The sequence below is a fragment of the Streptomyces tardus genome, from assembly GCF_018101125.2.
Lineage (GTDB): Bacteria > Actinomycetota > Actinomycetes > Streptomycetales > Streptomycetaceae > Streptomyces > Streptomyces tardus.
This window is the reverse complement of sequence record NZ_JAELVF020000001.1, coordinates 4,153,360-4,172,505: the sequence shown is the minus strand read 5'-3', so window position 1 is coordinate 4,172,505 and position 19,146 is coordinate 4,153,360. Positions and strand designations below refer to the sequence as shown.

Sequence of the window (19,146 nt, the reverse complement as noted above, 5' to 3'; positions counted from 1 at the left end):
GAACAGCTTCCGGAGCGGGCGTGCGCGGCGACGCATGGCCGACCAACCGGCCCTGTGGTCGCGCGAGTTGGCCTAGGCTCGGAGACATGGAGCCAGCCGTCGCCGCGCGTCTCGCGGTCACCGCACTGACCCCGCTGCTGCGGAAGCTGTTCGTCTCCGAGGGGACCGGTGCGGGGGTCGTGGACCGGCCGGTGCGGCTGTCCGGCCTGGTCTCCTTCCGGGGTGAGAAGCAGGTGCTCGAGCAGCGGGACCTGCACCGGCTCGTCGGCGAGCTGGTGCGCCGGGCGGCGGCCGGGCGGGGCCCGCGGGAGCAGCCGTCCGCCGAGGTGCGGACCGAACTGGCGAACGCCCTGTTCGTCGCCCTTCGCAGCGTCGGCGACTTGCAGATGGACGATGTGCAGGCCGCCGGTCTCGAACCGGCGCGGTTCGCACGGGAGTTGGCGAGTCCCGGTCCTCTCTCCGGTGAGGCTCAGGCGTACTTCGGCCCGCTTCTGGAGGCCGCGTGCGAGCAGATCCTGCACTTCTTCACCCAGCGCTCCACCTTCGTCGCGCGCACGCTGGTCGAACAGACGCGTGCGCTCGGTGAGTTGGACACCAAGGTGGACCGGCTCCTGACCCGTACGCCTTCCACCGCTGTCGAGGACGCCCGCTTCGAGGAGCGGTACGCGGCCCATGTCAGGCAGCGCCACGGCGAGTTGACCATCTACGGGCTCGACTCCGCGCACACCCGTGAATGGCCGTTGGACGCCGCGTATCTGACGCTGGAGGCGACCGACCGCTGGGACGCTCCGCTGAGGTCGGACGATGTGCTGGCGGACCGGGACCGGGTGCTGCTGCGCGGGGCTGCGGGCTCGGGGAAGACGACGCTGATCCAGTGGCTGGCGGTGGCCGCCGCACGCCAACCCGAGCGCGGTCACGAGGACTTGACGTACCTGGTCGGCCGGGTGCCCTTCGTGCTTCCGCTGCGTCGGGTGCTGCGGGACGACGAGCCGCCGACGCCGGACCGGTTCCTGCACGCGGCGGGCAGCAATCTGGCGGGCGCCCAACCGGCGGGCTGGGCCGACCGGGTGCTGGCCGGCGGCCGTGCTCTGATGTTGATCGACGGCATCGACGAGGTTCCCGCCAACTCCCGCACGGCGACGCGTCGTTGGATACGCGAGCTGGCCCGCGACTATCCGGGGAACCTCTGGCTGGTCACCGCCCGCCCGGCATCCGTGGACGAGGACTGGCTCTCCGCGGACGGATTCGGCGAGCTGTCGCTGGCTCCGATGTCGCGGACGAACGTGCTGGCGTTCGTCAAGCGCTGGCACCACGCCGCGGACGCCGACCGCGAGTTGGCGGACGCACTCATCGGTTCGATCCGCGCCGGCAGCGACCTCGGAGCCCTCGCCGTCAACCCCCTGATGTGCGGGCTGCTCTGTGCCCTGCACCGCGATCGGCGCGGCTTCCTCCCGCACAGCCGCAAGGACCTGTACGAGGCGGCGCTCGCCATGCTGCTGGAACGCCGCGACCTGGAACGAGGCATCCAGCGCGACCAGGACCTCCGACTCTCCCGCGAGGTACAGGTACAGCTCCTCCAGAAACTGGCCCACTGGCTCATCCGCAACGACCGCGCCGAGATGGACCGGGACGACGCGCGCGCCCAACTCGCCCGCGCGCTCGGCCACATGCCCGACCTCGGCACCGATGCGGAGGGCGTTCTGCGCCATCTTCTGAGCCGCAGCGGGCTGCTCCGTGAACCGGCGCCCGAGCGCATCGACTTCGTCCACCGCACCTTCCAGGACTACCTCGGCGCCAAGGCGGCGGTGGAGGAGGTCGACTTCCCGCTGCTGCTGAACAACGCGCACAAGCCGCAGTGGGAGGACGTGCTCCGGATGGCCGTCGCCCTCGCCCGGCCCGCCGAACGGGCCCGCATCCTCAACGGGTTGATCGACGCACTCCCCACCTCCGACGCCCCGGAGGACCGGCGGCGCCGGGTGCACGCGGTGCTGCTGGCGACCAGCTGCCTCGACCAGGCCACCGAGCTGGACCCCGACACACGCCGCAGAGTGCGCGAGCGGGCGACCGCGCTGGTGCCGCCGCGCGACGGCAACTCCGCACGGCGGCTCGCCGAGCTGGCGGGGCCGCTGGTGCTCGGTCTGCTGCCCGGCCCCGAGGCCGTCAGCGACGAACAGGCGCGCCACATCGTCGTCACCGCGGCCCATCTGGGCACCGACGACTGCCTGGCGGTGCTCGCCCGCTACCGCGACCACCCCTCGCTCGCCGTGCGGTCCCAACTCGCCTGGTCCTGGCACCGGTTCGACACCCGCCAGTACGCCGAGGAGATCATCGGACACCTCGATCCGGCCAACCTCTACTTCCCCGCCCACAACGACGCGCACCTGCGTGCGCTCCAGCTGCTCGGCGGGCGTCCCCGCGTACAGGTCACGGCGGCCTACCACCCTGAGCAACTGGCAAAGCGCCTGGACCGGGCGCAGCTCAAGGGTCTCTGGCTGCGCGGCCAGAACACCAACGGCGAGGACTGGGAGTGGCTCAGGGGCTTCCCGCATCTGGAGACGGTCCTGATCGAAGGGGCGCACCACCATCTCCGGCGCTGTCTGCCCGACCACGTCACCGTCACCAGTCCGAGCGAGCGCCGGAAGCAGGAGCGCCTCGCATCGGCCACTCCCGGAACAGCAACTTCCGTGCTGTTCGGCAATTCTGACGTCTGATCAGTTCGACGCCGGGCAGTTGCGCCTCACTCGCCGGCCGGGAGCGAGCCGCCGGTCGGCGAGTCAGTCCAGGGTGTCCTGGGCGGAGACGATGATGTCGGCGACTTCCCGTCGGTAGTCGCGGAAGGCGACGCGCAGCGCCTCGGCGGGCCAGGCCGGCGGCAACAGGACCTCGGGCAGCACGGGGTCGGCGAGCAGGTGCCGCACCGAGGCGGCGGCGAGGGTGAAGCGTTCCGCCGGGCCTTCGGCGGCTGCCAACCGATCGGTGAGCTCTGCGGCGCGCTCGGCCCACTCCTGAAGGTCCCACAGTGAACGCACCAGGTCGGCCGGATCGCCCTGCGGTGTGCCGTCGAAGCGCGCGGCCACCTCGTCCAGGTCCGCCGGCAGGGGACGCCGGAGGTTGGCCGGGCGCAGCCACAGGCCCTCGCGCAGCTCGGCCAGGCGCAGCCCGGCGAGGCGTACCCGCAGCGCGGCGCGGGCGGTGGCGCCGCGCCCGCCGGCCGTGACGGCGACCAGCTCCCACCCTCCGTCCCACTCCCGCACCCGAGGGCTGACGGCTTCGTCCTGGCGGCGTTGACGCTCCAGCAGTCGGGCGCTCAACTCGTAGGTGCGGTCAGTCCGTTGGAGATCGCCTGAGGCGACCATCCGGGTCAGGGCGACGCGCAGCGCGGTGTCGCTGATGCCGAAGAGTTCGGCGATCCGCACCAGGTCGCGCACGGGCAGCGCGGGCGGATGGGAACCGAGCAGCAGGCTGAGCACGACCGATCGGGCGGTGAGCGGACGCAGCCCCAGGGGCGGACGGTCCGACGACCGGCGGTACGGGCCGGCACTCGCCGGCGAACGGTACGGCGGCCGGGGAACGGCATCCGGCGCCGGCCACCCTTCCGGTCCGGTGGCGCCAGTGGGCCCTGGAGGTCCGGTGGGCCCGGGTCCGCCGCTCATGGTGGTCCGACCTTTCTGGCTGCCGTGTGGCAGCCGCAGCCTTCGGGCCTCCGCCGACGGGGTCGCCCCGAGGCGCTGACCGGCGCCCGGAGGGATCCGGCCTCTCGTCCCACGCAGATCACCGAGCAGGCCGCGGATCACGGGGCCCCGGAGCGCCCCGCTCCAGGGCCGGAGGACGCTGGGGCCGGTGCCGGCCAGGGGGGGGAGTTGGCCGGCACCGGCGGGGGTCGGCGTTCGCGGAACCCGACCCACAGCCCGACATTACACTCTTGCCGCATCCGCACGCGCAGCGTAATACTCGATGCATGGCCTCCGCACCGGAAACGCAGCAGCTGGGCAAGCAGTCGTACGCCACCCACGACGTCACCAACCAGCCCCCGCCGCTCACCCCCTACGACGCCTCGGACGACGCGGCGCTGCTGGAGGGCATGGAGCGCGAGGGCGCCGGCTGGGCCGTCGAGGAGGTGCGCCGCCTCGGGGCGCGCGCCGGCGGCGAGGAGGCCCAGCGCTGGGGCGAGCTGGCCAACACCGTCGAGCCGGTGCTGCGCACCCACGACCGGTACGGCAACCGGATCGACGAGGTGGAGTTCCACGACAGCTGGCACCAGCTGACCCGCGTCGCGGTCGAGTCCGGGGCCACGGGCGCGGCCTGGCTGGACGACCGTCCCGGCGCGCACGTCGCCCGTTACGGCGCGCTGCTCACCTGGGGCCACACGGAGGCCGGCCACGGCTGTCCGATGGCGATGACGTACGCGGTGATCCCGGCGCTGCGCCACCAGCCCGACCTCGCCGAGGTCTACACGCCGCTGCTGGCAAGTCGCTTCTACGATCCGGGACTTCGGGTGCCGACCGAGAAGCGCGGACTGCTCGCCGGGATGGGGATGACCGAGAAGCAGGGCGGTTCGGACGTCCGCACCAACACCACGATCGCCGAGCCCACCGCCGAGGAGGGCGTCTACACCCTGCGCGGGCACAAGTGGTTCACCTCGGCGCCGATGTGCGACCTCTTCCTCGTGCTGGCGCAGGCGCCGGGCGGCCTCTCCTGCTTCCTGGTACCGCGCGTGCTGCCGGACGGCAGTCGCAACACCTTCCGCATCCAGCGGCTGAAGGACAAGCTGGGCAATCGCTCGAACGCCTCCTCCGAGCCGGAGTTCGACGGCACCGTCGCCTGGCGGGTCGGGCCCGAGGGCCGCGGCGTGAAGACGATCATCGAGATGGTCAACTGCACCCGGCTGGAGTGTGTCGCCGGTTCCGCCACCCTGATGCGCAAGGCGCTGGTGGAGGCCGGCCACCACGTGCGGCACCGCTCGGCCTTCGGCGCCCGGCTGATCGACCAGCCGCTGATGCGCAACGTACTGGCCGACCTCGCGCTGGAGTCCGAGGCGGCGACGACGCTGACGCTGCGGCTGGCGGGCGCCGCGGACCGGGCGGCGCGCGGCGACGAGGGCGAGCAGGCGTTCCGGCGGCTGGCGACGGCGGTCGGCAAGTACTGGGTGACCAAGCGGACCCCGCCCTTCACCGCCGAGGCGCTGGAGTGCCTGGGCGGCAACGGGTACGTCGAGGAGTCCGGTATGCCGCGCCTCTACCGCGAGGCGCCGCTCAACTCCGTGTGGGAGGGCTCCGGCAACGTCAACGCGCTCGATGTGCTGCGCGCGCTGGGCAAGGAGCCCGCGGCGGTGCAGGCGCTGATGGACGAACTCTCACTCGCCCGGGGCGCGGACGCCCGACTGGACGCGGCCGTCGCCGAACTGTGGTCGGACCTCTCGGACATGGCGGGCGTCCAGATGCGGGCCCGACGGGTGGTGGAGCGGATGGCGCTCGCGCTCCAGGGTTCGCTGCTGGTGCGGCACGCCCCCGCGGCGGTCGCGGACGCGTTCTGCGCGACGAGGCTGGGCGGCGAGGGCGGCCTCGCCTTCGGCACCCTTCCCGGCCACGCGGACCTCGACGGCATCCTCGACCGCGCCCGCATCCCGGGCTGAGTCGACGTCAGAGGCCTTAGGTGCGAAGCGAGTTGACGTACCGGCCGCACAACGGCCTTTGGAGGGTGCCGAGTCAGGGCGGCGCGCTCGGGCCGATAAGGGCCCGTCGCGTCAACTCGCGGGCGCGGGCGCGGCGTAGCACCGCAGGGTCACCAACTGCTCCGGCCCCCAACGCCTGAGTACGGTGCCGAGCAGCTCCCAGCCGTGGCGTTCGTAGAGTGCGCAGGCGGCGGTGTCGGTGGCGACCACATCGAGCAGCGGTTGCAGCCCGAGCTCCCGGGCGCGTGCCACCGCACGCCCCAGAAGCAGCCCGCCCAGGGCGTGCCCTCTTGCCTCCGGCAGGACGAACAGCCTGCTGACGACCGCAAGTTGAGGAACGTCACCCACGGCCGCTCTCCCGCCGGACACTGCCAGGCGGTCGGTACGGCGCTGTGGGTGACGCTCGGCGGGACGGCCCGGGTGACGCTCTGTTCCGTGCTGCGGCTGACTGTCGCCGGGGCCCGCCCAGAGGTCCGCCGTCCGCCGCCGCGAGGTCCGCGTCCGCGACGCCCAATCCGATGTGTCCTACGGTGCGGCCGTCCAGCACCGCCACCCAGGCGCCGTACTCGGAAACCCGGCCGAGCCAACCGGCCGCGTCCTCGGGCCAGTTGACCGGGTAGCCGTCCTGCCGGTGGACCTCGGCCAGGGCCAGGGCGCACTGCGGCAGATCCGCCGGTCGCCGCGTCCGCACCCGAATCCTGGGCGAACCGCCCGCCTCCGCGCCGTCCTCGGTGTCGGTCTCCATACGCGCAAGCCAACCACGGCCCGGCCACCGCACCGCGCGGCCCGTCGCGCCGACCCGTCGACTCCCGACCCCGCCCACGAGACCCGGCCACGGACGTGCCGGTCCCGCCCCCACGAGGACGCACCCCGCGATCCGCAGGACGCTCGGTGCCGGCGGCACGCGGACCCGGCGCGACGAGGACGGCACGGCGGAGGTCCGACACCGATGCCCAGCAGCGATCGAGGCACGGCACCAACGTCCGTATGGCCGCGGGCAGTTCGACCCGGCACGGCGCTGCGGCACGTACCGGCCGGCCCGATCCGCTCGCTCCCCCGACGCGGCTGCGTCGCCGCGCGGGGCGGTCAGTCGCCGAGGGCGTCGGCGGTCTCGCGCAGGGCGGTGAGCACGGGGCGGATCAGCGGATGCGTCTCGCCGCCCCGGCGCACCGCGGCGAAGACCCGGCGGGTGGGTGCGGGGCCCTGCACCGGACGTACGACGAGGTCCTTCAGCTCGATGCCGCGCAACGCGGAACGCGGTACGAGCGCGACACCCGCGCCCGCCCCGGCAAGCGCGACCACAGCCCGGAAGTCGTCCGACTGGTGCGTCAACTGCGGCTTGAAACCGGCCAGTTCACAGGCGAGGAGGGTCACGTCGTGGCAGGGGTTGCCGGGGTAGGGGCTGATCCAGTCGTCGTCGGCCAGCCCCTGGAGGGTGATGTCGGGGCGCTCGGCGAGCGGGTGGGCGGCGGGCAGCACCGCGTCGAACGGCTCGGCGTACAGCGGGAATCGGCTCAGCCGTACGTCCCCCTCCTCCGGAGCGCCGCGGTACTCGACGGCCAGCGCCAGATCGGCGCGACCGTCCAGCACCAGCGGCAGGCTCTCGTCGCCCTCCGCGTCCCGGACCCGCAGCCGGATGCCGGGCCTGCCGGCGGCGAGCCGGGCGTAGACCGGGGCCAGCACCTCGGCGATACCGGTGGCGAACGCGGCCACCGTCACCTCGCCGGAGGCTCCGCCCGCGTACGCGGCGAGCTCGGCCTCGGCCCGCTCCAGCTGGGCCAGCACCTCGTGGGCGTGGCCGAGCAGTATCGAGCCCGCGGCGGTCAGCCGTACGCCGCGACCGGTGCGGTCCAGCAGCGCGTGGCCGGTCTCCTGCTCCAGCGCGGCCAGCTGCTGCGAGACGGCGGAGGGCGTGAGGTAGAGCGCGGCAGCCGCGGCCGTCACCGTCCGGTGGTCAGCCACGGCCCGCAGCACACGCAGTCGCCGGGGGTCGATCACCGGGCCATTGTCGCAGCTCCCGGCCTCTTCCCACCCCGGCCGGAGTCGCCCCCGGAGACCGGCGCCGGGCCACGGCCCGCCTCCCGGCCGACCCGGACGGACGACGGGCACGTCCGATGTGACACCCGAAACCCGGGGTGCCCGACCCCTGGACCGACACCCGACGCCGACGCCCGGGGTGCCGACCCCTCGACCGAATCCGGACGCCGACACCCCGGGCCGGCGCCCCGGGCGTCGGCCTGCCGCGTCAGGCGTCCGCCGCGTCCTGGCGCAGGGCCTCGCGGGCGTCGATGAACGCGGCGACCGCCCGCTGCACATCGGCGGTGGAGTGGGCCGCCGAGAGCTGGACGCGGATGCGCGCCCGGCCGAGCGGGACGACCGGGTAGGAGAAGCCGATCACGTACACCCCGCGCTCCAGCAGGAGTTCGGCCATCCGTCCGGCCTCCGCCGCGTCGCCGATCATCACCGGGGCGATGGCGTGGTCGCCGGGCAGGATGTCGAAACCGGCCTTGGTCATCTCCTCGCGGAAGAGCGCGGTGTTGGCGTTCAGCCGCTGCCGCAGGTCCCCCGCGCCCTCCAGCAGGTCGAGGACCTTCAGCGAGGCGGCGGCGATGACCGGGGCGAGCGAGTTGGAGAAGAGGTACGGGCGCGAGCGCTGGCGCAGCAGGGCGACGATCTCGGCGCGGGCGGCCACGTACCCGCCGGAAGCCCCGCCGAGCGCCTTGCCGAGGGTGCCGGTGATGATGTCGATCCGGTCCATGACGCCGTGCAGCTCGGGGGTGCCGCGTCCGCCTTCGCCGACGAAGCCCACCGCGTGGGAGTCGTCGACCATCACCATGGCGTCGTAGCGGTCGGCCAGATCGCAGATCTCGCGGAGCGGGGCGAGGTAGCCGTCCATGGAGAACACGCCGTCGGTGACGATGAGGCGGCGCCGGGCGTCCTGGGTGTCCTGCAGCTGCTTCTCCAGGTCGGCGAGGTCGCGGTTGGCGTAGCGGTGGCGGCGGGCCTTGGAGAGGCGGATGCCGTCGATGATGCTGGCGTGGTTGAGGGCGTCGGAGATCACCGCGTCCTCAGCGCCGAGCAGGGTCTCGAAGACACCGCCGTTGGCGTCGAAGCAGGAGGAGTAGAGGATCGTGTCCTCCTGGCCGAGGAAGGCCGACAGCCGGGCCTCGAGCTCCTTGTGCACGTCCTGGGTGCCGCAGATGAAGCGCACCGAGGCCATGCCGTAGCCCCAGCGGTCCAGGGCCTGCTTGGCGGCGGCGACGACCTCGGGGTGGTCGGCGAGGCCGAGGTAGTTGTTGGCGCAGAAGTTGAGCACCTCGCCCTTGGTGCCGCCGGCGGTGACGGCGACGGAGGCCGACTGCGGGCTGCCGATGACGCGTTCCGGCTTGTAGAGGCCGGCTTCGGTGATCTCGTCGAGGGTGGTGCGGAGTTCGTCGCGGACGGACGCGTACATGTGTGGTCTCCCGTGGGATGAGGGTGTGGCCTGCGAACGCGGTGCCGGATGCGGGACCTTCGGACCCGGTGCGGTGCCGGATGCGGTCAGTCGGTCCAGTCGAGGATGATCTTCCCGCCGCGGGCGGTGGCCGCCTCGTCGAAGGCGGCGTCGAAGTCCCGGTAGGGGTAGCGGCCGGTGATCACCGGGCTGAGGTCGAGACCGCCCTCCAGGAGGACGGTCATGGCGTACCAGGTCTCGTACATCTCGCGGCCGTAGATGCCCTTGACGGTGATCATCGAGGTGACGATCTTCGCCCAGTCCACCGCGAACTCCTCGGCGGGCAGACCGAGCATCGCGATCCGTCCGCCGTGCGTCATGTTGGCGATCATGTCGCGCATCGCCTCGGGCCGACCGGACATCTCCAGTCCGATGTCGAAGCCCTCGCGCAGCCCCAACTCGCTCTGGGCGTCGGCGATCCCGGCGTCCCGGACGTTCAGCGCGAGCGTGGCGCCGACCTTGCGGGCGAGGGCGAGGCGCTCCTCGCTGACGTCGGTGACCACCACGTTGCGGGCCCCCGCGTGCCGGGCCACCGCGGCGGCCATCACGCCGATCGGCCCCGCGCCGGTGATCAGCACGTCCTCGCCGACCAGCGGGAAGGTGAGCGCGGTGTGGACGGCGTTGCCGAACGGGTCGAAGATGGCGGCGACGTCCAGATCGACCTGGGTGCGGTGCACCCAGACGTTCGACGCGGGCAGGGTCACGTACTCGGCGAACGCGCCGTCGCGTCCCACCCCGAGCCCCAGCGTGCTGCGGCACAGATGACGCCGTCCGGCGAGGCAGTTGCGGCACTTCCCGCAGACCAGATGCCCCTCGCCGCTGACGAGTTGGCCCACTTCCAGGTCCTCGACGTCGTCGCCGAAACCCGCGACCTCGCCGACGAACTCGTGACCGAGCACCAGCGGGGTGTCGACCGCGCGGCGCGCCCAGCCGTCCCAGTCCCGGATGTGCAGATCGGTGCCGCAGATCCCGGTCCGCAGGACCCTGATCAACACCTCGGAGGGGCCGACCTCCGGCTCGGGTACGTCGACGAGCCACAGTCCTGGCTCGGAGTGCTGTTTGACGAGTGCCTTCATGCGGTGCGTGGCTCCAGAGGTACGACGTCGTTGTCGGGGTTGCAGGGCTGCCGGGGTTCAGTCGGGCTGCCGGGACGGTCGGGTGCCGGGCTCCGCACGAACCGGACAGGTGAGGCGTTCGCCGGTCGCGCGGTGCGCACCAAGATGCCTACCGGCCACCGTGAAGTCCATCGAGACTTTCTGAAACGCTCGTACAGCTCGCCTTCACGTTGCAGGTCAGAGGGGTGAAGCGGTACACCGGAGACGCCGCGCGGGTTCACCCGGGAGGACCGTGCGCAGTGGCCGGAAAGCGCCGCCGACGTACGGCACCCACCACGCACCGACGTACGGACTCGCCCCTCGCGCTCGCGTACGGACTCGCACCCCGGGCCGGCGGGCGGTGGCCGCGTGCGGGCCGTCGACCGCGGCCTCCCGCGCGGCGGGTCGGCGCACGACGACGGCGCCGCCGCCCTGCGCGGGCGGCGGCGCCGTGTGAAGCGGCGGGGACGCCTACTTGACGTCGTCCTTGGTGTCCTTGTTGTCCGTGAGGGAGTCCTTCACGCCCGCGGCGCGGTCCTTCACCTCGCCGACGGCTCCCTTGGCGTCGCCCTTGACCTGGTCGGTCTTGCCCTCGGTCTCCGTGCGCTTGTCACCCGTGACCTTGCCGGCCAGTTCCTTGGCCTTGCCCTTGAGCTTGTCGATCGCGCCGTTGTCGGCCATGGTGACCTCCTCGCATTGTCGCGTGCACGCGCCGCGGCCTCCCGGGGGACGCCACCGCGCGCTGCCCACGGGATGTGTACAGCCCCGCGGACTTGCGAACCTGCCCAACTTCGCCCGCCCCTAACGTACGAAGCGGAATCGATTCTCCCGCAACCGCCCGCCGGCCGGCCCGCGTTCGCCCCGCGCCCCGTCCGTCCCCGTCCGTCCCCGCCCGCGCCCGGCGTCGCTCAACGGCCTTCGACCGCACCCTCAACCCCCGTTGTGCGCGGGGAGTTCGGGGACCGCCCACACCTGCTCCACCGCTTCGGCGGTCAGCACCTCCCGGGGTGGGCCCTCGGCGACGAGGCGGCCGTCCGCGAGGAGCAGGCAGTGGTCGGCGTTCATCGCCTCGGGGAAGTCGTGGGTGGCGTGCACGACGGTGGCGCCCTGCTCCCGACTCTCCCGCAGGACCTGCGAGATGCGCTGCCGGGCGGCGGCGTCGAGGCCTGTGGTCGGCTCGTCCAGGAGCAGCAGCGGTGAGCGCTGGGCCAGCCCCTGCGCGACGAGCGCCCGCTGACGCTGGCCGCCGGAGAGCCGGCCGAGCTGACGGTCGGCGAGGTCGGTGATGTCCAGCCGCGCCATGCACTCCTCGACGATCTCCCGGTCGCGACGGGTGAGTCGGCCGAGCAGCGGGCGGTGCGGCCAGCGCCCCATCGTGACGGCGTCGCGGACCGTGAGCGGCAGGGTGTCGCTCACGGCGCTGCGCTGCATGACCAGCGCCGGGCGCTCGGCCGCTCGGTGGGAGATCTCACCGGCAGTGGGCGGGATCACTCCGGCGAGCGCCGCCAGCAGCGTGGACTTCCCCGAACCGTTCGGCCCGACGATCGCGGTGGTCGCCAACTCCGGTATGCGGGCGGTGAGTTGATGGAGCGCGGGACTGCGCCCGTATCCGACGGACAGCTCCCGGAGCTGGACCGCTGCGGCGGGCGTCCCGATGGCGGCGGCCTCTTCGACGACTGACATGACAACCCCTTGATTGTGTTGATAACCGTTTTCATTATAGGTTCCGTGTCCATGGAGTGGTTGTGGAGTCCCTTCGAGGTCGCCTTCGTGCAACGGGCCCTGTGGGCCGGAGTGCTGGTCTCCTGCGTCTGCGCCTTCGCGGGGACGTGGGTGGTGCTGCGCGGGATGGCCTTCCTCGGCGACGCGATGTCGCACGGAATGCTGCCCGGTGTGGCCACCGCGTCCCTGCTCGGCGCGAACCTGCTGCTCGGTGCCGCGATCAGCGCCGCCGTGATGGCACTCGGCGTCACCGCGCTCAGCCGCTCGCCCCGGCTTTCCCAGGACACCAGCATCGGACTGCTCTTCGTGGGGATGCTCTCGCTCGGCGTGATCATCGTCTCGAGATCGCAGTCCTTCGCCGTCGATCTCACCGGCTACCTCTTCGGCGACGTGCTCGCCGTGCGTCAACAGGACCTGGTCCAGCTGACGTTGGCGCTCGCGGTGGCGGCGCTGCTCGCGCTGCTCGGGCATCGGGCATTCGTCGCGCTCGCCTTCGACCCCCGCAAGGCGCGGACGCTCGGGCTTCGCCCCGCGCTCGCCCACGCCGCGCTCATCGCGCTGGTGACGCTTGCGATCGTCGCCTCCTTCCGCGTCGTCGGCGCACTGCTGGTCTTCGGACTGCTGATCGCGCCGCCGGCAGCGGTGCTGCCGTGGGCGCGCCGGATCACCACGATCATGCTGGGCGCCGCGCTCGTCGGCTCGCTCTCGACCTTCCTCGGGCTGCTGCTCTCCTGGCACCTGGGCATCGCCGCCGGCGCCACCGTGGCCGCGGTCGCGGTGCTGCTCTTCCTGCTGTCGACGGCCCTGGCGGCGGTTCGCGAGCGCCGCACCACGCCCGCGTCCGCCCGCACGCCCCGCTCCTCCCCCGGCTCCGCCGACTCCCCGCAGACCGTTTCGAGAACCGAGGTCGAGACCGTATGAATCCCCGAATACCCCGCCGCGCCGCGGTAGTCGGCACGCTGCTGCCGCTGGTGCTGCTCGCCGGTACGGGCTGTGTGCGCAGCGATTCGACCGGCGGTGCCGGGTCGAAGGAGACCGGCGCCGAGGACGCCACCCCGCACGGCTACGTCGAGGGCGCGGAGGAGGCCGCCGAGCACCAGCCCGGGCTGGTCGTGCTGGACCGCGGCACCGGCCGGGTGCGGCTGCTCGACCCCCTCAGCGCGAAGGTCACCGCGCTCGGCCGCGTCGAGGGGGCCGAAACCCTCACCGGCGACGGCCGGTTCGCGCAGGTCGGCACCGCGCGCGAGGCCCATCTCTTCGACAGCGGCGTGTGGATGGTCGACCACGGCGACCACACCCACTACTACCGCGCCGATCCGGCCGCCGTCGGCAGCGTGCCCGGCGGGCGGGTGCACGGCACCTACAGCGACCCCGCCACCACCGCGCTGACCGGACCGGACGGACGGGTCGGCCTGCTGGACCGCGAGAAGCTGGAGGACGGCCGGGCGGTGCGCGTCCGTACGCTCGCCGCCAACGGGTCCGCCGGAGCGGCCGTACCGTACGAACGTCAGCTGCTGGTCCCCGTACGGCAGTCGGGCGCGGACATCGACCGGATCCGGGTCGACGCGCGCAACGGCGACAAGGGCCGGACGCTGAGCGGCGACTGCCCGCAGCTGGAGGGCCAGGCCCTCACCCCGCGCGGCGTCGTGTTCGGCTGCGCGGACGGCGCGCTGCTCGTCGCCCCGGGTGAGGGGAAGGACGGGAAGCTCACCGCCACGAAGATCCCCTACCCGGAGAAGGTCGAAAAGGCCGACCGCGCAAGGGAGTTCCGGCACCGCCCCGGCAGCGCCACCCTCGCAGCCCCGGCGGGCGAGACGGGAGTGTGGACGCTGGACGTCGGCGAGCGCGAGTGGAGCCGTCTGGACACCGGCCGCCCCGTGCTCGCGGTGAACTCCGTCGGGCAGGGCGAGCCGACACTCGTACTCACCGACGACGGTGTACTGCGCGCCCACGACACCGCCACCGGCAAGGAGACCGCGCGCACGAAGCTGCTGTCCGAGGTCCCCGACCCCGGCACCGCCCGGCCTGTGATCGAGGTGGACACCTCCCGCGCCTACGTCAACGACCCGCTCGCCGGCAGGATCCACGAGATCGACTACCAGGACGAGTTGCGGCTCGCCCGGAGTCTGACCGTGCCCGGCGCCCCGACCGACATGGTGGAGACCGGACGATGACCGACCCCCACGCCGCCCTCCCGGCGACGGCCGGTGACGGTGCCGCCTTCCCGCCGTCGACCGGCGACGCTGCCGCCGTCCTCCCGCCGACAGCCGGTCACGCTGCCGCCGGCCGGACGGCCACGGTGCGACGCACCGCGCGCGGACGCGGGCCGGTGCTCGCCCTGCTGCTCTTCGCCCTCGCCGCCCCGGCGCTGCTCGCGGGCTGCGGTACGGGCGCGGACCGCGAGCCCACGATCGTGGTCACCACCAACATCCTCGGCGACCTCACCCGCAACGTCGTCGGCGAGGAGGCGGAGGTGAAGGTGCTGATGAAGCCCGGCGCCGATCCGCACTCCTTCGGCGTATCCGCCCGGCAGGCCGCGGAGTTGGAGCAGGCCGACCTCGTCGTGCACAACGGCCTCGGCCTGGAGGAGAACGTCCAGCGGCACGTGGACGCGGCGAAGGAGGCGGGCGTTCCCGCCCTCGCGGTCGGCGAGGAGGTCGACCCGCTGCCGTACCGCTCGGATGAGAGCAAGGGCGAGCCCGACCCGCACTTCTGGACCGATCCGGTACGGGTCGCCGAGGCCGTGCGGGTGCTGACCGGAAAGATCGTCGAGCAGGTGGACGGCGTCGACCCGAAGCGGGTCAGGGCCAACGGTGCGGCGTACGGCAAGCGGGTCGAGGCGCTCGGGGAGTGGACGGACCGGGAGTTCGCGAAGATCCCGCGCGAGCGGCGCAGCCTGGTCACCAACCACCACGTCTTCGGCTACCTCGCCGAACGCTACGACTTCCGGGTGGTGGGCGCGGTGGTGCCCAGCGGTACGACGCTCGCCTCGCCCAGCGCGTCCGACCTCAAGTCGCTCGCCGACGCGATCGACAGGGCCGGCGTACCCGCCATCTTCGTGGACTCCGGGCAGCCGGACCGGCTGGCCCAAGTCCTGCGGGACGAGGCCGAGTTGGACGTCCGCGTCGTACCGCTGTTCACCGAGTCGCTCACCGCGAGGGGCGGCGGCGCGGCCACCTACCTCCAGATGGCCCGCGCCGCCGCCCCTCGCGGTGAGCGACTCGGTGAACAGCGGTACGACGCTCGCCTCGCCCAGCGCGTCCGACCTCAAGTCGCTCGCCGACGCGATCGACAGGGCCGGCGTACCCGCCATCTTCGTGGACTCCGGGCAGCCGGACCGGCTGGCCCAAGTCCTGCGGGACGAGGCCGAGTTGGACGTCCGCGTCGTACCGCTGTTCACCGAGTCGCTCACCGCGAGGGGCGGCGGCGCGGGCCATCTGGAGGCAGGTGGCCTCGCCGCCGCGGCGCACACGCCCGGCGCCTCCCGCGCCTCCCGCACCACTCGCGCCTCCCGCACCAGTGCGGTGATCGGCACCGCGGTCGTCGCCGCGCTGCTCCTCACCTCCTGCGGCCAGAGCGGTGACAGCGACGGGGACGAGAAGAAGAGCGCCTCCGACTCCGGCGGCAAGAGCGCCGTCAAGGCGACCGAGCCGCTGGTCGCCACCTACGACGGCGGACTGTACGTGCTGGACGGCACATCGCTGAAGATCGTGGAGGACATCCCCCTCAAGGGCTTCAACCGCGTCAACCCGGCGGGCGACGACCGCCACGTGGTGGTCTCCACCTCCAAGGGCTTCCAGCTCCTCGACGCCGGCGGCGCGGAGCTGACCGACGTCACCTTCCCCGGCGCCGAGCCGGGCCACGTGGTACGGCACGCGGGCAGGACCGTCCTGTTCACCGACGGCACCGGCGAGATCCGGATCTTCGACCCGAAGGACCTCGGCGACGGCGAGCCGAAGACCGCGACCCACAAGACCGACTCGCCCCACCACGGCGTCGCCGTCGAGTTGGAGAACGGCGAACTCCTCACCACTGTCGGCGACAAGGACGGCGGCTTCGGCATCAGCGTGCTGGACGAGGACCGCAAGGAGATCGCGCGCAACGAGGACTGCCCCGGTGTGCACGGCGAGGCCACCGCCAAGGGCGAGGCCGTGGTGATCGGCTGCCAGGACGGCGTGCTGCTCTACCGCGACGGCGAGATCAAGAAGATCGACAGCCCCGACGACTACGGCCGCATCGGCAACCAGGCCGGTTCCGACCGGTCCCCCGTCGTCCTCGGCGACTACAAGACCGACGAGGACGCGGAGCTGGAGCGTCCCGAGCAGATTTCCCTGATCAACACCGAGACCGGCAAGCTCGAACTCGTCGACCTCGGCACGAGCTACACCTTCCGCTCGCTGGCCCGCGGCCCGCACGGCGAGGCGCTGGTGCTGGGCACCGACGGCAAGCTGCACACCGTCGACCCGGACTCCGCCGAGGTCACCGGCTCGGTCGACGTCATCGACAAGTGGCGCGAGCCGCTGGACTGGCAGCAGCCTCGTCCCGCCCTCTTCGTCCGCGACCACACCGCCTACGTCTCCGACCCCGCCCAGAAGAAGCTGCACGCCATCGACCTGGAGACCGGCAAGAAGACCGGCACCGCCGAACTGCCCTCGGCGCCCAACGAGATCAGCGGCGTCGACCTGCCCGGCTCCGCCCACTGACCGAAAGCACCCCGCCGAAGGCCGCCCACACCCCGGGCGGCCTTCGCGCGTACGCCCAGGCGTACGCGTCAGGCGTACGGAGCGGGCACACGTGCGCACCGAAGCCCGTGGTGTGGCCCCGCCCCCGGCCGCATCCCGAAGAGCCCTGCGGCGGCGGGAGGTTGGGCGGATACACCCGTGCACGCCTGGCCGCTGGCAGTAATCTGACAGCTTCACGTCTTGGGGGTGCGATGAAGCAGTTGGGGGACGCCGACCCGCGTCGGATCGGCCCGTACACCTTGCTCGGCAGGCTCGGCGCGGGCGGTATGGGCGCCGTCTACCTGGGGCGTTCGGCCGGCGGGCGGACGGTCGCGGTGAAGGTCGTACGGCTCGAACTCGCCGAGGACGGCGCGTTCCGGGACCGTTTCCGGCACGAGGTGGTGGCCGCGCGCAGAGTCTCCGGAGGTTTCACCGCAGCCGTCGTGGACGCGGACGTCGAGGCGGCGGTGCCGTGGATGGCGACCACCTTCGTCCCCGGCGTCGCGCTGGACAAGGCGGTGCGCGAGCGCGGGCCGCTGCCCGAGCGCACCCTGTGGACGCTGACGGCCGGTGTCGCCGAGGCCCTGGTCAGCGTGCACGAGGCCGGGCTGATCCACCGGGACCTCAAGCCGGCCAATGTGCTCCTCGCCCTCGACGGGCCCCACGTCATCGACTTCGGTATCGCCCGGGCTGTCGACGGCACCGCGCTGACCTCGACCGGAGCGGTCATCGGTTCGGCGCCGTACATGTCGCCGGAACAGGCCGTCGGCTCCCCGCTGACCGAGGCGAGCGACGTCTTCTCGCTGGCCTCGACCATCGCCCACGCCGCACGCGGCGACAGCCTCTTCGGCGACGGAGCCGCCGCTGCGGTGCTGTTCCGGATCGTGCACACCGAGCCCGATCTCGCCCGACTGCCCGCCGGGCTGCGGGAGTTGCTCGCCTCGTGCCTGACACAGGACCCCGCCGCACGCCCGAGGCCTCGCGAGATCTGCGACGCCGTCGAACGGGCCGGCGCCCCGCTGACGTCAGCCAGCTGGCTGCCCGACGAGGTGGCGGGCGACGTGGTGGCGCTGCGTTCGGTCATGACCGCGCTGCCCGCCCCCGAGCCCGACGCCGCGACGGACCCGCCGACGGTGCTGCTGGGCCGACCTTCGAAGGAGACCGGTCCGTCGCCCGTCGCCGACCGGCGCGGCCCCTCCCGACGGTTGCTGCTCCTCGGAGCGGCCGGCGGCGCCCTCGCGACTGGCGGACTCGGCGCCTGGTTCGCGCTCGGTGACGACGGCAGCCACGGTTCGGGCAAGTCCGGCGCGGGCAGGGAGATTCGGCGCCCGGCGGCGGACGGCGTTCGGGAGGCGACACTCGCCTGGAAGGTGAAGAGCGCCGAACCCTGCCCGCAGGTGCTGTGCGCGAAGGACCTGGTGCTGGGTGTGTCGCTGCGCCAGGTCCTCGCGCTGGACGGCGACGGCAAGGAGAAGTGGTCGGTCAACCCCGCCGACCCGCAGACCACCTTCGCGCTCTCCGGGACGATGCCGAAGACCGTCGCCGCGCTGGACGGCGACCGGCTCTACGTGGGCGGCATGTCGGTGACGCTCGCAGGCGCCGGCCCCGCCGTCACCGCGGTGGACCTGACCGAGGCCGAGTCGCTGTGGACGACCAAGATCGACCGGGAACACACCTCGGGCGTCCACGCACTCGCCGGGGTGCGGGACGGCAAGGTGTACACGGTGGGCTTCGGCGACGGCCGCAAGGGCGGCTCCGCCTTCTCCGGGGCCCACGTCTGGTGTCTGAACACCGCTGACCGCAAGACCGCCTGGTTCCACGGCGAGAAGGACCACGTCCTGTGGTCGGCACTGCCCTCCGGCAGCGGCACGGTCGTCCTCGCCGGCACGGAGCGGACGGCCGCACTCGACGCGCGGGGCGAGGTCGACTGGAGCGAGAAGGCACGCTCGCACTCGGTCTTCGCCTTCGGACCGCACTTCGTCCACAGCACCACCGACGGCCGGACGACCCTGCGCGACACCGCCGGCAAGAAGCTGTGGAGCACCACCGGCCTGGTCGCCTCCGCCCGCGGCGACGGCATGGCCACCGGCGAGAAGGAGACCGTGCTCTACGTGCTGCGCGCGGACGACGACGGCGGCGCCACTGTGCGCGCACTGGACCGCGACAGCGGCAAAGCGTCCTGGCAGGCGCCGCTGCCCGCCGTGCGCAAGGACGGCAAACTCGGCTCCGCACGCCTTCTGCACTCCGACGGGAACCTCTACAGCATGGACGGCGACGGCGTCGTCTGGGCCTTCGACTCCGCCGACGGAAAGCCCCGTTGGAAGTACTCCGGCTTCCGTGGCACCGATCCGCTCAAACTCGTCTGGCACGCGGCCCACGGCCGACTCGCCCTGTGCGACCCGACCGCGACCACCATCGCCGTACTGCACGCGAACGGAGCCTGAC

Annotated in this window: 14 protein-coding genes and 2 pseudogenes; 8 read left to right on the top strand and 8 right to left on the bottom strand. The window is 72.8% G+C overall.

Going from position 1 to position 19,146, the window contains the following annotated elements; all coding sequences use genetic code 11:
* Positions 1 to 86: 86 nt before the first annotated feature.
* Complete coding sequence (locus JGS22_RS17840) at positions 87 to 2,711, top strand: NACHT domain-containing protein (RefSeq protein ID WP_211041697.1); 2,625 nt, start codon at positions 87 to 89, stop codon at positions 2,709 to 2,711.
* Positions 2,712 to 2,774: 63 nt separating this feature from the next.
* Here the strand turns inward: JGS22_RS17840 and JGS22_RS17835 are convergent, their stop codons facing one another.
* Positions 2,775 to 3,470, bottom strand: coding sequence for a PaaX family transcriptional regulator C-terminal domain-containing protein (locus tag JGS22_RS17835; protein WP_308405730.1), 696 nt, complete (start codon positions 3,468 to 3,470; stop codon positions 2,775 to 2,777).
* Positions 3,471 to 3,958: 488 nt separating this feature from the next.
* On the opposite strand from JGS22_RS17835, the gene JGS22_RS17830 reads away from it, so the two are divergent.
* Positions 3,959 to 5,632: an acyl-CoA dehydrogenase family protein gene (locus tag JGS22_RS17830; protein WP_211041699.1), complete on the top strand. Its 1,674-nt coding sequence runs from the start codon at positions 3,959 to 3,961 to the stop codon at positions 5,630 to 5,632.
* 111 nt (positions 5,633 to 5,743) lie between these two features.
* On the opposite strand, the gene JGS22_RS17825 is transcribed toward JGS22_RS17830, so the two are convergent.
* The 7 genes from JGS22_RS17825 to aztA form a co-directional block, all read right to left on the bottom strand.
* Entirely contained in the window at positions 5,744 to 6,019 is a 276-nt protein-coding gene (locus JGS22_RS17825; RefSeq protein ID WP_372454275.1) for a GNAT family N-acetyltransferase, read from the bottom strand.
* Complete coding sequence (locus JGS22_RS17820) at positions 6,012 to 6,416, bottom strand: hypothetical protein (RefSeq protein ID WP_211041700.1); 405 nt, start codon at positions 6,414 to 6,416, stop codon at positions 6,012 to 6,014. Before JGS22_RS17820 ends, JGS22_RS17825 begins: the two co-directional genes overlap by 8 nt.
* Positions 6,417 to 6,757: 341 nt before the next feature.
* Positions 6,758 to 7,669, bottom strand: a complete 912-nt coding sequence (locus tag JGS22_RS17815) for a LysR family transcriptional regulator (protein WP_211041701.1) — start codon at positions 7,667 to 7,669, stop codon at positions 6,758 to 6,760.
* A gap of 247 nt (positions 7,670 to 7,916) precedes the next feature.
* The gene (locus tag JGS22_RS17810; RefSeq protein ID WP_211041702.1) at positions 7,917 to 9,125 is read right to left on the bottom strand and encodes a glycine C-acetyltransferase; all 1,209 of its coding nucleotides are present in this window, start codon (positions 9,123 to 9,125) and stop codon (positions 7,917 to 7,919) included.
* Positions 9,126 to 9,211: 86 nt separating this feature from the next.
* On the bottom strand, positions 9,212 to 10,240 hold the full coding sequence (tdh, locus tag JGS22_RS17805) for an L-threonine 3-dehydrogenase (RefSeq protein ID WP_211041703.1): 1,029 nt from the start codon (positions 10,238 to 10,240) through the stop codon (positions 9,212 to 9,214).
* Positions 10,241 to 10,729: 489 nt separating this feature from the next.
* The gene (locus JGS22_RS17800; protein ID WP_211041704.1) at positions 10,730 to 10,939 is read right to left on the bottom strand and encodes a CsbD family protein; all 210 of its coding nucleotides are present in this window, start codon (positions 10,937 to 10,939) and stop codon (positions 10,730 to 10,732) included.
* Between the two features lie 249 nt (positions 10,940 to 11,188).
* Positions 11,189 to 11,941 (bottom strand): zinc ABC transporter ATP-binding protein AztA, encoded by a 753-nt coding sequence (gene aztA / locus JGS22_RS17795; protein ID WP_211043516.1) that lies wholly within the window; start codon positions 11,939 to 11,941, stop codon positions 11,189 to 11,191.
* A gap of 51 nt (positions 11,942 to 11,992) precedes the next feature.
* Here aztA and aztB point away from each other — a divergent pair, with 51 nt between their 5' ends.
* The 6 genes and pseudogenes from aztB (at position 11,993) to JGS22_RS17770 (ending at position 19,145) form a co-directional block, all read left to right on the top strand.
* On the top strand, positions 11,993 to 12,901 hold the full coding sequence (gene aztB, locus JGS22_RS17790) for a zinc ABC transporter permease AztB (protein ID WP_211043518.1): 909 nt from the start codon (positions 11,993 to 11,995) through the stop codon (positions 12,899 to 12,901).
* Entirely contained in the window at positions 12,898 to 14,154 is a 1,257-nt protein-coding gene (locus tag JGS22_RS17785; RefSeq protein ID WP_211043520.1) for a hypothetical protein, read from the top strand. Before aztB ends, JGS22_RS17785 begins: the two co-directional genes overlap by 4 nt.
* Positions 14,155 to 14,279: 125 nt before the next feature.
* Positions 14,280 to 15,179, top strand: a pseudogene (gene aztC / locus JGS22_RS17780) (zinc ABC transporter substrate-binding protein AztC); the annotation flags it as partial.
* Positions 15,180 to 15,204: 25 nt separating this feature from the next.
* A pseudogene (locus tag JGS22_RS26430) lies at positions 15,205 to 15,411 on the top strand (metal ABC transporter solute-binding protein, Zn/Mn family); the annotation flags it as partial.
* Between the two features lie 93 nt (positions 15,412 to 15,504).
* Positions 15,505 to 16,683, top strand: a complete 1,179-nt coding sequence (aztD, locus tag JGS22_RS17775; protein WP_372454319.1) for a zinc metallochaperone AztD — start codon at positions 15,505 to 15,507, stop codon at positions 16,681 to 16,683.
* Between the two features lie 230 nt (positions 16,684 to 16,913).
* Positions 16,914 to 19,145, top strand: a complete 2,232-nt coding sequence (locus JGS22_RS17770) for a serine/threonine-protein kinase (protein WP_211038172.1) — start codon at positions 16,914 to 16,916, stop codon at positions 19,143 to 19,145.
* Position 19,146: the final 1 nt, after the last annotated feature.